Raw genomic sequence first — 15,023 nt, forward strand, 5'->3', positions numbered from 1 at the left:
CTGTCCATTCTAGTAGCATGTTATTTTAAGTCACGTATGGCTTTAAGAGTTGGCTCCATACCTGAATTTTTTGACCAAGAGTCCTGAATAGAAACAGCTTGGGTGATAAATGGAGTGCGGTTCAAGGTGTTTACAATTGCGCCATCTGCAATGGCCTTTTCTTTGTACTGAGATTCTTCACTATAGAGTGCTTGTCGCTCTGCTTTGGTACCCGCAATAACGGCTTTACTGAAAGCTTGCAGCTGCTCGTCAGTAAAGGCTTCATAAGTTTTATTACTCACCAACAGTAAACGAGTTGTATAGTCGTGGCCTGTTTCTGAAATGAACTTACCATTGGTTGTTTTATGATGCTCCATCGGCACTAAGTACGGATAGGCATTTTCTGCCGCGCTAACCACATTACTCGACAATGCTTGATACAGCTCAGCCCAAGCGACAGAGGTCGGTACTGCGCCTAAATCTTTCCAATATTGTGAAACCACACCCGAAGTTTGAGTACGAATTGTCAAACCTTTTGCATCTTGAGGAGTTTGAATTGGCTTTTCGCCATACCAGTGTCGAACCCCGGCCGTCCAATACGCTGCAACTCGATATTTCTCACCAGACTTTGTATAAACAATATCTGAGACTTGCTGGCCAACTTCACCATCAACAACGCGCTCCCAATGGCTATAGTCATCAAATAGGTAAAGAAGTGAGAAGATATCTATTTCTTTAATGCCAGCAGAAGTCATAAACCCAGGGGAAACAAGTACAACATCGGCTCCACCAAGTACTAACTTCTCTACCAGTTCATTTTCATTAGTACCAATGGTACCTGCGTGAACTTCAACTTCAAAAAGTCCACTCTCTTCCGCGACCTTTTCAAGCTCCAGCATACCTGTTTGGTAAGGGCTCGTAATGTTCGTTTGGTTGTGAGCAGCGATGATTTTAAGCGGACCTGCTTCTTCATTTGATTCACCACAACCAACCAGTGTCGCTGCCACCATTAATGCTAATATCTTTTTCATTGTAATATCTCGTTTCACGTTTATTGGGGAGTAGGTTTACAACTTACCTTACGATGGAATCGGTTCCATTGTTAGTGGAACCGATTCCTTTTTGTGACCAACAAGGCAATTTGCCAAGATTATAAGTGGACTATTGTGACGTAGATCGACGAGTGATAAGCGTTGCTGGTAATTGAATGTCTTTCGAAGACAAATTTGGGTTATTGATACGACCAATAAGTGTATTGCACGCCGATTGTCCAATCATATAAGTCGGTTGCCTCACTGCAGTAATTCCCGGACCAATCAACTCACACCAGCTAGGGTCATCAAAAGCAACAAGCCCAACCTCATCACCAATAACCACGCCCATTTTTTGGAGTATTTTGACGACATTTAAGGTAACAACACTGTTAGTACAAAAGATGGCCGCTTTAGTGGTCTTGCATTCACTATAAAACTCTTGAAGAGCTTTGACTAAATAATCAGCATCTTCATGCTTCCATTCACAGACCTTTACCGTCAATGAATCATGTTGTTCTGCGAACTCTTTCAGTGCATCAACTCGTGCTTTCCTTGGCGATATAACTAGGTCTGCGGTTACAACCAAAACACTTTTGTACTGTAAATCATATAGATGCTGCCCAACAAGCTGCGTCGCACTTTCATTGTTAACACCAACACAATCCAAATCAAGGCTCGGAGCACTTCGATCGACCAAGACAATAGGCGTATCTATTGATTGTAAACTGTTTAGCTCGTCTTTAGACATACCTACTGTGTTCACAATGATCCCATCAACACGGTGCGATTTCAAAAGCTCCAAACTTTTGGTGTTTAAATGGGGGTCATTATCGGTATTGCAGACCAATAACATTAAGTTATTCTCTCTGCATACTGCCTCAATCCCCTTCATCACTTCGATACTGTAAGAGTTGGTAATATCTGCAAGTACTAAACCTATGAGATTCGAACGCCCTGCCTTTAACATTCTTGCCGATTGGCTTGGCTGATAGTTTAATTCATCTATTGCTCGGGCAATCTGCTCTTGCAGCGCAATGGATAGCTTATTTTTTTCTCCATTCAGATAGCGTGAGACACTTGTTTTACCTGAGCCTGCTAATTTAGCCACATCTGAGATGGTTGAAAATCGATTTGCTTTTGTCATATAAGCCTCATCAATAAAAAACGTAAAATGACAGAAAATAAAAGTGCCGTAAAGAACCGAGTAACCCCATCGACTCGAAACAAAGATCTACCCCTTAATTCCGTTAATTATCACTGGAATCGTTCTTCGCTTTAGACTAGTGTGACATGCTTTTGTAATGTTTCGTTGATTCAGACTGAGTTTGGGGTGTTTTTACAAGCATTGTAATATTCCTAATTAATGCAAATGTCACTTACATGATCTATAGAGGTACCCTTGCCGACTGGGCTATAAATTACAATGCTTCTTATGAGGCGATGTTGCTCAAACTCCTCGAAAATAGTGAAAAATCGTCTCTTCTATTGGACAAATCTTTGCCATTATTGAATAGAAGTTACTAAGGTTTTCATTCTGCTCGCCATGTCTTTCTAACACTTCGATTTTCTCCCACAGACCCTGCTGCAATCTAGATGCTTTCAATTTAGCAGTATTGAGTGAACGAGTGGATAGCGATTTCTTGATTTCACGCCCATATGGAAAAAAAGATCGAAATCGAGCGGGAATTTGATAACGGAAGTACCAGATACCTGAAGAAGAACGTTGAGTTAGATAGCGCATGTTTAGTACCACTATTTAGTACCAATTGGCTTTCTGAGCTATATTTAAAGGGTAATTACTTGATAAGTAAGGAGAAGGTAGTAGAAGTGTGGTTGCAAGCATAATGCGTCCACCCATCAATTAAAAATCAATAACTTACAGCAAAGCTAAAACTATAACATGTCCCAAACAAAAACCATAAAGCGTCCTAATATTTAACTCTTCATGACGTTCAGCTTAACGATGAAAGAAAGTTACACCAAACAATACTTCGACCTACGCACCTCGGTAGTTAACGTAATGACAAAGTCGCTTGGTAATTAAGGTACGACAGAATCGCTTGGTGATCACAAAAAGCTCTGCTGACGTTATAACAAACTTTTGGACAGAAATGTTTTAGGTATATTACTAAATTAGGACATAACGGATTAGTAAAAGTAACGTCCTGTTAAGGTGTGAGTAACGCAATGCCGATCCGCCGCAGACCACCTAAAACACTAAAATCAACGCACACTGAAAATGCCACGCGTAGCGAATCACTCTTAAACAGATCGTTAAGGCTCAGTACTTAAAGGGGAGCCGACTGTAATGACGTCACGCAGCTGAGGAAAGTTGTAAACAGATAAAGGCTTCGTAATACCATTCGCGTTGGGAGATATATTGGTAGAGATATTGTCTCCGAACAATTTCATCAAAATCTTTCTATTGGTCTCGCTTTCAGACTCCCACCACTTCGGTGATACAAATACATTTTCGAAATTTTTGAACATGTACTGAATGATGATCGGAACGTACTCCTCTCGATCTTTATGAAGAAGCGATGACATTACTTTGCAGCATGTTTCATCACTATTTTCTAACCACGAAAATGCGATAATTCCCTTTTCACCATCATAATAAGATGTAACAGAGAGGTTATCAGTCCTTTTCATAAGATCCATTAGGTCCTGAACAGGGTTTCCATCAAAGTCAAAGTCTGGATTGGTTCCGCCACAGACCATAACAGGAGGAGCTTCGTCGAATGTAAATATTACTGCCCTTGCTGTCGAAAAGTCGTCATTTTCCAAGGCACTATCAAAATAGCTTTTATGATAGTTTAGGTCTTCAATGGCCGCTCTGTTTCCCAGCTCGTAAAGGAAGTTGTTCATCTGAATATCAAATTGAGCCTCAATGTGTTTACCTTTATCTGCACCATGCCTCAATGTGGAAAGCTCTTGAGCACCTACTATAGCGTAGTACTCCCGAGCAAAAGCTCGATATGCGAGTAGAAAACACTGTTTCTGACTCGCCACAAATGACTCTTTTTCTAAAGGAGCGAAAATCACGTCATCATGATATTTACAAAAGCCATTGAATGTAGACGCATGATTGATACCGATCTTCTCTAATAAAGGTCTACCTCTATTCTTTCGGATCGCCTCATAACTCATTTTAAGCCCAAGGACATGCCCTGCGTCAGAGATTGCTTTCAAACTGGAAGTCTTGGGGACAGTATGAGCTCGTATAACATTTCCCGTGCAACTCTCATTAAATGAGTCAGGACATGAACACTTTTTACGTGAGTTTACATTGTTAAACTCTCTGTTTATTTCCCAATGTTTCATTGGCTCTTGCTTATCACGAAACAAGTGACATTTTTTGTATTTTATCTGAGAACCACACCAACAAGGGTCATTTCTACCAATCTTTTTATCGTACAAGCCAAACTCCTTTGTGAGCCTTAACGATTTATAGACGGACTTTTCCGTCTTTGCATTCCGTCCATGTTGCTGCCATTCATTATGAAACTCAACTGGTGTCAACCTGTTGTGTGAATCGGCATATAGTTGTGGGGGCGAATTACGGAAAATTCCATATAAGAGAACAAACTACGGATTAGATTAACTTAGTCTATTGTGTACTGATCTGGCGTTCCCCGTTACAGGTTATGAGAAGTCTTGGGGCAAAGATGAGTCAGCAGAGGACTAACTAGCTTAAAATGGGAAGTGCTCTTCTTCATACGCTTCCACCCAGGTCACTAGCTTTTCAAGTTCGTCACCTTCGGGTGTGCCTGGTTCAGCATCGAATATGGTTTCAATCCTCTTTAAAACCATCCTGTACTCGTTTTCTGACGGTATTTCCGATTCAGTAAGTCCTTTAACTTTCATGAGAGTTTCCCTATCAACACTCCCGCTTTTGTTAAAGCGTTCAGCCATTTTTAGCATTTTTTCCATTCGGGTGTCGTTAAAAACATCGTCTCTTTGAACAAGAAAATCGCTTTCTGCTTTATCCGTATCTTCAGAATAAGATCCCCAATCTTTTTCATTTGTAGTCGCGAGTTCATCAGCGTGTGCTGTTTTGGGTGTAATACCCTCAAGCAGTTCTTTTTCTGAAAGTGGTTTACGGCTCATGGATCGCTCCTCGATTGAAAGTAACATTATATGATTTATAGCATAGTGAGTTACCAGCTGTAAGGTATGAGCTGTTTTGAGACAAGCTTTGGGGCAAAACTGTGTCAGAGCCCTAGTCAGCAAGGCTCTGGACATTTTTGATTTAGGGGAGACTGGTTCCCTCATACAGAAATGATGGTTCACAAATCATCAATATCAACGTCAATCTCTGGCGAGTTCTCTCTTTGCTTAACTAGTTCTCGGTCTTGTTCATCTTCCTCAAATTCAACTCGGCAAGAATCAAAGACATCTTCTCTTTCTACTAGAAAATCACTGTCCGTCTTATCATTTCCCGAATAAGATCCCCAATCTTTTTCACTTATCGTCGCAAGTTCATCAGAGTGTGCAGAATGGCTCGTTAGCTCTTCTAAAAGATCTTGTTCTGACAACCGTTTTTTACTCATGCTTACTTCTCAATTCGAAATGATAGTAGATAATTTATAGCATAATAGGGCACTAGCTATAACATAAGATCTGCCTTGAAACACGGAAAGGGGCATTTTCGTGTTATTTGCCTCAACCTGAATGATTGTGGGCAAAGTTGAGTTACCTACGAAAATGACTTCGGTTAGAAAGTTGGGCTAACTTTCTAACTGAAATCTCCGTACTTTAGGCTATTTAGTAGCTGTGTTAGTTGGTCATGATCTAAGTCGATGGGTTTGCGCCCTGACAGACTTGGATTAGGTCTTCGAAACCATTCTTCAGCCAATGAGTCACTTCCAAAAACTTCGAATGCTAGTGTTCGAATGTTGCTATCTGCAGACGAAAGAGCTTTTTTCATGTTAGCTTACCTCAGTAAATAACTATGATTCAAAAGTATATCTGATAGATATTACTCTTACACACTTTGGGACAGAGATGAGTTCATCACGAATGTTGCGTGAAGCAGTGTGCGTGATGGATTTATAACGCGAAACGGGCGTAAGGAATGATACACACTCGTCCTATACAAGGTTTATTTGTAGATAATTTGCGTTAAGGGATTAACTCCATTTTTGCGGCCACAGTCGCTTTCAATTCCTTCAACAACCTGTGCGTAGTACGGTACATTTTAATTACATCACCAAAAAGGCGCAGCATGTCCCGAAAACTCCCACCATCACCATTTTGCTTAATGTGAGCAAAAGCCGCATGAAATACTTCTTCATCAGGAGCTATTAGCTTCTCCTCTAGATAGGTTGCAAATTCACCAATGTGAGTACAGTGATAAAGCGCCTCACTAAAAAGGGTATCAAGGTCATACGTATCTCTCCTTGCGTGCTCGTAGAGATCTGGCAGTGGGTGCTCTGCATCACCAATCTGTTTATAGACCTCCTGAGCAGATGGCTCGTTTTTGATCTCTTTTAGTTCATCAAACATGTCGGAAGCTCGCTGCTTGATCGCTACCAACTCAGACAACAACGCTTCAGCATCAGTGTCAGTGTACTTATCTAATTGCATTGGGTTCCTCCCAGTATTAATGTACAGATGTGTTGTAGTTTCTAGTGAACTTCACTCTTATCAGAACTCTCTGAATCGCCACCATTACACTAGTCACTCTGTAGCATTACTAAAGTTAGGTCAATCTTTCGACGCTGAAGTTACTTGTGAATTACATTGCTAGATTGAAATGGGGCATAAATGCTTCAGCATATTGGCCAAAGAACATCCACATTCACTGTTTGGTCAGCAACACTCAATACGCCCCACACTTCATGGAATTTCGCCACTACCTAACAAAAAACCATCAAGCCGAAACTCAATGGTTTTGATTATCTACTACTTGTTCAGCAGGTAGGTTGCTTTCTTCCTGACCTATTCTTAGCTGCCTATGCGGCAGGTCACGCGTCGCTACCCATGTTGCGTATTCTGAATAATTTCTTAGCTGCCTATGCGGCAGGTCACTTTCATAGGTTCATTACCTTTCTGAGTTGATATTTCTTAGCTGCCTATGCGGCAGGTCACTGTAAACTTTAGACCATAACCGCCTGATAGTTCTATATTTACGTCACAGAAACCCAAAAATACCCTTTTTTACGCCACCTTTTTAACTCACTGTTTTTATTAGAACTAAAATACTTGTCTTAAAAAGGGTCAAAAGTGAATATCAGGTACGGTTCCTCGTTTATCTTGGTTGGTGGCGAAGCCATAACTATTAAAACTAGCACGGACGCGCTCGCCAACACGTTCTTTTTGAACATGTAAAATGAAGTCCTGCCTAGATGAGCCACTAGAAATTGGAATTCGATGGAAATGTTCAACCTCGCGATCTTCATCTGCAACGGGTAATGATTCTACACCTGCTAGTTCTGCTCTAACCATACTGCGTTTCATTCTTCGCTTTTTAGAGCCAATGAAGCTTTTGCCTATCGCCTGATTTCGGACAAACCTCACTTCAGCAGCTCCTTCTGGAGCCTCGCTCACCGCTGATAGTTCAAATAGCTCTTCTTCTTTCATAACAGAAAAGTAAGGCTGAAAAGACAGTCCAATCAAAAGCTCTTTATCTTCTGAAACAAAAGCGATGGTATTACCGATGGAATCGACTCTCCAGCTCGGAAAGCTCACTCCTATTTGGTTCATGACCTGTTTATTATTGATCATAAACTTGTGCATTTGACTAATACACCGCCCAGCAAGAAGGCTACAGTCCGCCTGTGCTGGAAGGTAGCGTATACAGACGTAATACCTTTGTTTCATACCTACCCTCATTTTTCTTTGCTCTTTTTACTACTTGAACCATTGAATAGACCACCCTTGACCAATACGGACATAATGAAGTGAACCTCATTAGGAATAACCTGGGTTTCGTTCATTGTTTTAGTCCAAGCCTCTGTGTCTTTGATCAGATGATAGAAGTCATTTTTTAGCGCAACATGCCTTCTCGCAATCACATACTCGCGGTCAGCACCATACTCATTCACCCGTAGAGGTTTGTCTGCATCTTCATGCCACCAATCATCGATCGATTGCAATGCAGCGCCAACTTTCTGTCCATGAAACGCAGCGGTTTCTTTACCATTTTGCAGTTCTACCGTTGCTAATTTTTTTTTTGGCCCCCCATCCTCTCTGCTGTCTAGAAATTCTTGGCTCGGGTATATTTCATCTCCCCATCCAACAGACAGTTTGGCTCGAATATCCATGTAGAAATACTCAGAACGCTCTGACAACGCACGAGTAAGATAAGCCGTCAACAGCTCAAGGCTTTGCGTAGATGGTTCATCCCATTTACCATACCAAGAGAGCCTAGTGGCATCCTCCACCACTATTTTTTCTTGGTCGCTCGTCGTCACCTCAATAGACAAACCTCGACACTCTTCATTTCGCCACAGCCATTTACCTGACAAAATATTTTTGGCGTAACGGTGCGCCAGCTCGTGATAGCCATTAAGCTCTTTATAGGTAGCGGCCAGCGACAACAACGCATCGCGCACACCATCATCATTGCAAACCTCAGGGCTTAGGGAATTGGCTCGAATACGAAGAGAAAAAGCGCAATAAATATCATCCACCCCGGGGGTAACGTAGCACTCTTCAATATACTGAGGGTTGGCGTAAGCTAAATCTTGAGGGGCCACGTTTTTAGGAGAGAAATTGCTTCCTTTATACGCTTCAGCATATCCTCCTTTTGGTGCTCGTAATCGTGTTCTATCAACACCAATCGGGCACATCTCATCATTCTTTGATAAGTAGTAAAAATACGCCTTCCCTGAGGACAGAGAACGAACATAATTAAGCTGGCTACACAAATCCATAAGCACCTAATTCCTATAGTTTTTTATAAGAATAGTTTCGCCACTGGATTCTAGCGACCAAAACGCTCGCTCAAAATAGTGACCTCGCCCACTAAATCGAACTTCAATCGGATTCACTCGCTTCGCAATACCTAACACATTCTCAGCATAAGCATGATGTTCTGTTATCGAGTTCGCACGAACTGTCGGTTTTTCTAACAAGTGATAACCAAGGGAAACTGGAATGTTATCGCTATCATCGAAAATATTTTCTTCAAGTTCATCCAAGTTAATAGGTTGCTGATCACTAGGGTACAGCCAACGCCCGTAAGCCGGAGCGCCCTTGATAGTATGAAACAGTTCCGACTGGCGGCTAAACGTTGTCAACCAATTCACTTCAGCTGAAATCTGCGGCTGAAATAAATATCCTCCCGCAAAGGCCGTTGGTAACGTTGCTTTTAAGTCGGTCAAGTAGTCTGACAATCGCTCGCTACCATTGACTCGAATCACCATATCTATTTCTAAATCGGTTAGTCTCTCACTGCGAATCGTCGACCGTTTGGCATTAGAAACCGTTCGTTTGGTTGCGACGGAGTTTGGTTCCGTCAACTTTGCTGTTGATCGCATATCTTCACTTCGAACGAAAAACGAGAAGCTTGAAAACTCAAATGGTGAGTCGCTTCCAATCAACCGATTGAACTCTCTTTGATAGTGGTGCATGAAGCCCCAAATGGCCGTAAGTGATGGTACGCCACACAAATATGGGCAGCTCATCGCCACGGCATCTTGAACTCGCATGGAAGAAAGATAAATGTATTGCTCGCTTTGGACCGTCTCATCACTAGTGCTTGGCTTGCTCAGTTGGTTAAGCACCCACACTATCTGAGCTTTAACAACTTGTAGCAGCCTTGGGTGGTAGGCGAACTTATGAGTAAATTTATTCTCCTGAAACGCATAGTGAAGCCGATGGTTAAATTGCGTTGCGAGTGATTTCAGCTCTACTTCAGGCAGCGTCAAAAAATCATGAGCTAAAGGATCTTCATGTTCTAAAAGCTGTTCGCTTGGGGTTAAATCGGCTCGGTCTCGCAGTTCAATCAATGGCAGCATCCATAGCGCTATCTGCTTTCTTAGGATCTTGCTTTGAACGTTACGCGCTTTGTCTCTTTGCTTTTTGGTTTTAAGGGGTTCGGCGCCAATCATCCTATTGAGCACCTGACAAATCTGGTAGTTTGTCACCTGATAGTCATCAAGGTAGCGCCCTGTTTTGTTACGACTTGCCGCTAGCGTCCCTTGTGGTATTGGTTTAACCTCAAGCGGATAATTCATCACTTGTATATGTCCGCCAACACTTCCGCATAAGTTTCCAATACTGGCGGAATTCGGCAGTGATGACGTCACAAAGCTGAGCTTACTCTCTTTGTCACGAGATCGAACCTCTAGCTCTCTTTGAACTGAATGATTCACAACTGGCGTGATAGAGACATAATCACCATCCCATGGAAACCGTAGTTGCTTACTATAAGGACTTACTACCTTGGGAAAAGCTGTATCTGGCAAATGCTCCTTAATCGCCCGTTGTAATGCCACGAGCTGTTTCACATCTAATCCCAAATCTTGCAATAACTCTAACCAAACGGGCTGCCTCTCCCAAACAAGTGAGAGTACATTGGTTGATTTTGATTGCCATAGAAAAGGATTCAGTAACCACAATACATGGCGGTAAGCTGCGGAGTTATGTGCCCATCCCATACTCTGTTCAAGATTTTTGCTTGAAACAAAGATTTCTTCTGTGTCGAGAGGTCGCGCTATGAGCCTTTGCTCACTCACGCGGCAGTCTGGAAACTTCAGGTTATGGGTGTGAAACCATTTCAACTCACCCATTGATGACTCTATGTTTTCTGAATCGCTCAAATGCCGCTTCGCACGGTCTTTGTCTAACCAATCATCGCATTTATCGCCTTTATGATGAGAGCTTAGGTTAACTAGTATCGTTAACGCCTCTTTCTCAAGCCCATCCACTTCCGCATCAGCGGTATAAGACATAAACCACCTCTTCAACGCCTTCTGTTTTTCTTTTGCATCTTCGATTGCCAGTAAATCAGTTAATTTAGTCATGCTTACCACTCCGGCAAATATACGTTAAGCCCATCTGTTTCCGAACACATTCGCGTTAACTTGGTTTCTACAATGCTTCTCAGTGTGAAGGCGGACTCATGGCTGGCTATTTTGGTGTGCATGCGCGGCCTAATAGCCGCCTTTATTTCACCGAACTCATACAACCGATACACCTCATCCGTTGTGCAGGAAAGCAATGTAGATGCATCTAGGGGGCTTAATAGCACATCAGCGACATTTCCCTTCGATGATGCTGGATTGTCTGCCACAAGCTCTGAGAGATAATTGAACACCGCAGCCAAGACAACATTTTTGCTTAACTCGCGGCTCGGTAGCTGGCGACAATCTTTGAGCAAACTGCCAAACGCCTCTGAGAAAAACACTTTTCGCCAGTCTTTTGTTCGAACAACATCTGCTTTTTCAACCAACGCATCTAAATCCTGCTTCAGTTTTGTTGGCCACGCCGAGCAATATTCAATAAAAGCATCAAAGCTAATATCGCCTGCGTCGCCGTATCGGTTTACATACCAAAGCAAGACACCATAACGCTCTGATACTGTCATTGCTTTGCTCATCAATCCCGTTTCAACAGAGTTGTCTCCAATCAGCCATTTTGCCGTAATTAACTCAGAATTCGGTGCGGCTTCAGCTTCGCTTTCTCTCAAATCAAAACCACATTCACAATAGGTGATGCTTTCTATGTTTTGATATTCAAGTAACGATTTGCACTCTGGGCAGCGGTGAACCAGTTTGCATTGATGCTTTTCACACACTTGAATGGGAATAAACTGCCAGTTTTGGCGAATATAAGGTTCTTCAACCAGACAGCTGGGGCAGAGAGGCGTAAAGCGCTTTCTTAAAAAAGCGAAAGGGTAATCAACCCCAAAACGATGAACGGCTTTGTAATCGGGTAAGAACGTCGACTTAGAATGATTTAACGCGAGACGGAGAACACCGTAGTTATTAAGCTTAAGCTGCTTTTCAAGTTGGATAAGAACCCGCACCCGCATTTGGCTTGTGGTTTGAGCGTGGTAGATATTGACTCGGTTGAGCTCAAGGGGAAAGGCCCCAGGAATCGCTTCATGGGAGTTTAGCGTTTCATACCAGATGTCTTCTGCGAAGTGCGAGTAACGCTCATAGCCTTGAAACTGGCTTAAGCGCAACAGAAAGCTTTCGAGCGATTCGTCGGGATAAAGTTGAATGTCCGTATTCATATGTCACCACTAAAACTTAGAGTATCTAAGTTTTAGTATTACAGCTAAACCCATTAAATCAAATCGATTGAGACCAAATTGTGACTAAAAACGGGTCCCTGGCTTGCCACCTTGGCAATTCGGACATTTTCGTTGAAATACGTCTGTGCCATTGTTTTTCTGATTGTTACGATTCACATAGCCAATCTGTGTAGTTTTGCTCGTACCGCTTTAACATCAAAGACTCCTATTCTACATCCAACCGGAACCGCCACACTTCCAACAACCGCCATTGACTCCCCCATCTCCACCACAAACTGTGCAAAGCGTGTAGCCAGTCTTATAGGAGCTGGTTTGTGTCACTTTTTTCGTCACCCCGAAACGCATCGCTGTGGGATTCTTCAATGAGGGTTTCACCTTAACTTTCTTAACCGGCGGCTCTTGTTCTTTGATATTTGAGGGTTGAGAAAAGTTTCGATAACTATCAAATCCTTTCAACCATTCGATTGCCTCACTCTTGGACGTCGTCGACACTAAGCTCGCTCGGTTCTTAGAAGTCAAATGCCAGTATCCATTACTTTCATAGAGGTACAGATTTCGAATATTGATCAGGCTCTTTCTGACGCTGCTATATGGCGATATATTTGATTGAATGTTTATCGAAGCAGGGAGGACTCGCTTCAAGTGCTCATGTGTTATGAAAAGTTTCTCGGACTTTCCAGCTAACATAAGCGAGATCTCTTTTGATTTACCTTTCGCAACCTGTTCTATCAGGTGGATTTCGCTCTCATTAGCATTCACATACATCGCTCGGTGATTCGGACAAAGAACTAGATCTGAAAAAGGTGATGATTCAATCTGTTTTGAGATAGAGACTTCTTCCCAATAATATTCACCGTTGGCAAGCTTGAATGGCAGAGCTGACTGACACACCTGACAACAGAGCTCTCCAGCTTTGTTAGTGTACTGCTCGGTCAAAAACTCTCGGGAAGAATCGTAGATCTTAACTGGTTCAGGCTTTATCTCTTTGGCTGGCAGTTTCTCACCTTGATTGACTGAAGTCGGCCATACCCAAGTATATTTGTGCTTCAGGTAGTACTCGTCTTTCAGCCAGGCTAGGTCATGCTCCCAATCTTTAATTGCGAGTTTCATGTTGGCATTTTTGCGTTTTGCGTTTCTCGCAAGGGCAGCAAGAGTTTCTGCCATTTTCTTGAGTCTCGTTGCCGTTTCGGGACGCCCCCACTCAGCGACATATACCTTTGAGTCAACATACGGCAGCTTTTCACAATAAATGCTTCTTAATAGTTTGAGCCTGGAGGATGTATTTAGACCTGAAGCTCCAACAGCATAGCCTACAGCCTTAAGCATACCCATTTGAGGCCACTGACTTTCTGGTAATATCCCATCTGCTTCGTTGGCAACTGTGGAGGGCCAGCGAAAAGTCTTCTGGACTGATTCCTCAACCTTCATACTTGGCTTGGCCTTTACCGCGTTTTCGTCTTTTGAGGAATTACTCGCTTTAGTGTCTTCTTTGTCTTTAAGTTCGACCGGGCTTAGCGTCTCCAAAACATTGTGGCCATTTGGCAATGAACCGACAGCTTCGACTTTAGTAACGTCACCATCGTCACTTGTACCCTGAACGTCAGAAGACTGGGTACCCTCACTTAAGCCGACGTTCTCTACCATTATCGCGGCTTTATCGGCTTCTTTGTGATTATCAGATCGTAAAAGTGAAGGGGCAAGCTGAGGACGCTCATCTAATAGTTGCGTATAGATGCCTGGTTGAACCAAAGCAGATTCAATTGATTCTTTCGTTTTTGCAAAGCCGAGTCTTGATCGAATCATAACTATGAGATTCGCTTTCTCTATAGCAGAGAGCCTTTGCCAACTGAGCTGTTTTTGTAGTAACGAAGGCGTTGTAGTAAACGCAAAATTCTTTTTCTTAATACTTTTGGGAAGCTTTACTTTTTTTCCTACAGAATATCTCAACGTTTGAGTAGACCACATAAAGTTGACTAACTTCTCTAGAGAAACCCTTTGCTCACGCTCACCCGTATAATTGCTTTTAAACGTAAACAATCTGTAAGCACGTTTAAGGAATTCAAATTTCTCTTTTTCATTTTGACCTTGAACGGTTTCACACGGAAAAGCAGTACCGATCTGTCGCAAAACCAATCTGCGACTACCATCGGTCCAGGTCCACGCACACTCTAGTCCATAAATACCAAGCTCTTCTTGAAGCTTTAGTAATATCGAATCATTATCCTGTAACTGATCTCCATCTTGTTTCAGCTCCGGCCGGCTCAAAGAACCACTTGGGAGCTTATCAATAGGATTCATCTTTAACGCAGGATCTAAGTCCTGAGCTGAGCGCTTTTTTACTTCACTCCAAGACGGGGCGTTTGACCAGCTGCTGGTACTTTTTTGTGCGGAGCTCGTTTTTCTCAAGACTGTTCTCGGTGAATGAGAAACAGTTGTTTCTAACTTTTTCACCTCTCTCCGTTGCTTTTTAAGAGCAGCTTCTTTCTTCCTTCGAGCTTTTCGCTCCTTTTTGAGTTCACTTTTGGTTTTAAGCGTGTCGCTACTTTTTTGAGATTGAGAAGAAAGGGATTTGGGCTTTTGTTGCTTCTGCTTAGTTAGTTCATTCCAAAGAAGCTCCAACTGAATTTCTTTAATGCCATCGTCAGAACGGTCATTTTGAGTAATCTTTTTTACGCGCTCTATTGCCGCAGTCTCATCCTTATCGTTACTGTAGTTGTAACGAGAGAAGTCATAAACAAATTGGCTGACATTACGACTTGGATTACTCAACTTACCCATAGATTAGACCTACCTAACGAAAC

13 protein-coding genes are annotated in these 15,023 nt (G+C 42.4%); all 13 read right to left on the reverse strand.

Translation table 11 applies throughout. From position 1 onward, the window contains the following. Positions 1–20: 20 nt before the first annotated feature. Positions 21–1,010 carry a TRAP transporter substrate-binding protein gene (locus tag LNL84_RS01640; protein WP_244354649.1) on the reverse strand — a complete coding sequence of 330 codons (990 nt, stop codon included), beginning with the start codon at positions 1,008–1,010 and terminating at the stop codon, positions 21–23. Between the two features lie 130 nt (positions 1,011–1,140). Then, positions 1,141–2,157 (reverse strand): LacI family DNA-binding transcriptional regulator, encoded by a 1,017-nt coding sequence (locus tag LNL84_RS01645; RefSeq protein ID WP_244354651.1) that lies wholly within the window; start codon positions 2,155–2,157, stop codon positions 1,141–1,143. A 303-nt stretch (positions 2,158–2,460) separates the two neighbouring features. After that, positions 2,461–2,754: a DUF6538 domain-containing protein gene (locus tag LNL84_RS19765; protein ID WP_341829444.1), complete on the reverse strand. Its 294-nt coding sequence runs from the start codon at positions 2,752–2,754 to the stop codon at positions 2,461–2,463. Positions 2,755–3,287: 533 nt separating this feature from the next. Then, the gene (locus LNL84_RS01650; protein WP_244354653.1) at positions 3,288–4,433 is read right to left on the reverse strand and encodes a YecA family protein; all 1,146 of its coding nucleotides are present in this window, start codon (positions 4,431–4,433) and stop codon (positions 3,288–3,290) included. 273 nt (positions 4,434–4,706) lie between these two features. After that, complete coding sequence (locus tag LNL84_RS01655) at positions 4,707–5,123, reverse strand: hypothetical protein (protein ID WP_145568542.1); 417 nt, start codon at positions 5,121–5,123, stop codon at positions 4,707–4,709. Positions 5,124–5,302: 179 nt separating this feature from the next. Then, complete coding sequence (locus LNL84_RS01660; protein ID WP_244354655.1) at positions 5,303–5,566, reverse strand: hypothetical protein; 264 nt, start codon at positions 5,564–5,566, stop codon at positions 5,303–5,305. 185 nt (positions 5,567–5,751) lie between these two features. Then, positions 5,752–5,943: an MbcA/ParS/Xre antitoxin family protein gene (locus LNL84_RS01665; protein WP_244354657.1), complete on the reverse strand. Its 192-nt coding sequence runs from the start codon at positions 5,941–5,943 to the stop codon at positions 5,752–5,754. Between the two features lie 194 nt (positions 5,944–6,137). Beyond that, positions 6,138–6,602 (reverse strand): hypothetical protein, encoded by a 465-nt coding sequence (locus LNL84_RS01670; protein ID WP_244354659.1) that lies wholly within the window; start codon positions 6,600–6,602, stop codon positions 6,138–6,140. 633 nt (positions 6,603–7,235) lie between these two features. Continuing rightward, positions 7,236–7,838 carry a type I-F CRISPR-associated endoribonuclease Cas6/Csy4 gene (cas6f, locus tag LNL84_RS01675; RefSeq protein WP_244354661.1) on the reverse strand — a complete coding sequence of 201 codons (603 nt, stop codon included), beginning with the start codon at positions 7,836–7,838 and terminating at the stop codon, positions 7,236–7,238. Between the two features lie 8 nt (positions 7,839–7,846). Then, positions 7,847–8,893 carry a type I-F CRISPR-associated protein Csy3 gene (gene csy3, locus LNL84_RS01680; RefSeq protein ID WP_244354663.1) on the reverse strand — a complete coding sequence of 349 codons (1,047 nt, stop codon included), beginning with the start codon at positions 8,891–8,893 and terminating at the stop codon, positions 7,847–7,849. 6 nt (positions 8,894–8,899) lie between these two features. Beyond that, entirely contained in the window at positions 8,900–10,987 is a 2,088-nt protein-coding gene (locus LNL84_RS01685; protein ID WP_244354666.1) for a type I-F CRISPR-associated protein Csy2, read from the reverse strand. A 2-nt stretch (positions 10,988–10,989) separates the two neighbouring features. Then, entirely contained in the window at positions 10,990–12,201 is a 1,212-nt protein-coding gene (locus tag LNL84_RS01690) for a TniQ family protein (RefSeq protein WP_244354668.1), read from the reverse strand. Positions 12,202–12,432: 231 nt separating this feature from the next. Then, positions 12,433–15,000 (reverse strand): hypothetical protein, encoded by a 2,568-nt coding sequence (locus tag LNL84_RS01695; RefSeq protein ID WP_244354670.1) that lies wholly within the window; start codon positions 14,998–15,000, stop codon positions 12,433–12,435. Between the last annotated feature and the right edge of the window lie 23 nt (positions 15,001–15,023).

Source organism: Vibrio gelatinilyticus, from assembly GCF_022836845.1.
Taxonomy (GTDB): Bacteria; Pseudomonadota; Gammaproteobacteria; order Enterobacterales; family Vibrionaceae; genus Vibrio; species Vibrio gelatinilyticus.

Excerpts from the sequence above, each read along its gene's own strand:
- LNL84_RS01640 (WP_244354649.1), bottom strand. The coding sequence starts at position 1,010 with ATGAAAAAGATATTAGCATTAATGGTGGCAGCGACACTGGTTGGTTGT.
- LNL84_RS01645 (WP_244354651.1), bottom strand. The coding sequence starts at position 2,157 with ATGACAAAAGCAAATCGATTTTCAACCATCTCAGATGTGGCTAAATTA.
- LNL84_RS19765 (WP_341829444.1), bottom strand. The coding sequence starts at position 2,754 with ATGCGCTATCTAACTCAACGTTCTTCTTCAGGTATCTGGTACTTCCGT.
- LNL84_RS01655 (WP_145568542.1), bottom strand. The coding sequence starts at position 5,123 with ATGAGCCGTAAACCACTTTCAGAAAAAGAACTGCTTGAGGGTATTACA.
- LNL84_RS01660 (WP_244354655.1), bottom strand. The coding sequence starts at position 5,566 with ATGAGTAAAAAACGGTTGTCAGAACAAGATCTTTTAGAAGAGCTAACG.
- LNL84_RS01665 (WP_244354657.1), bottom strand. The coding sequence starts at position 5,943 with ATGAAAAAAGCTCTTTCGTCTGCAGATAGCAACATTCGAACACTAGCA.
- LNL84_RS01670 (WP_244354659.1), bottom strand. The coding sequence starts at position 6,602 with ATGCAATTAGATAAGTACACTGACACTGATGCTGAAGCGTTGTTGTCT.
- cas6f (WP_244354661.1), bottom strand. The coding sequence starts at position 7,838 with ATGAAACAAAGGTATTACGTCTGTATACGCTACCTTCCAGCACAGGCG.
- csy3 (WP_244354663.1), bottom strand. The coding sequence starts at position 8,893 with ATGGATTTGTGTAGCCAGCTTAATTATGTTCGTTCTCTGTCCTCAGGG.
- LNL84_RS01685 (WP_244354666.1), bottom strand. The coding sequence starts at position 10,987 with ATGACTAAATTAACTGATTTACTGGCAATCGAAGATGCAAAAGAAAAA.
- LNL84_RS01690 (WP_244354668.1), bottom strand. The coding sequence starts at position 12,201 with ATGAATACGGACATTCAACTTTATCCCGACGAATCGCTCGAAAGCTTT.
- LNL84_RS01695 (WP_244354670.1), bottom strand. The coding sequence starts at position 15,000 with ATGGGTAAGTTGAGTAATCCAAGTCGTAATGTCAGCCAATTTGTTTAT.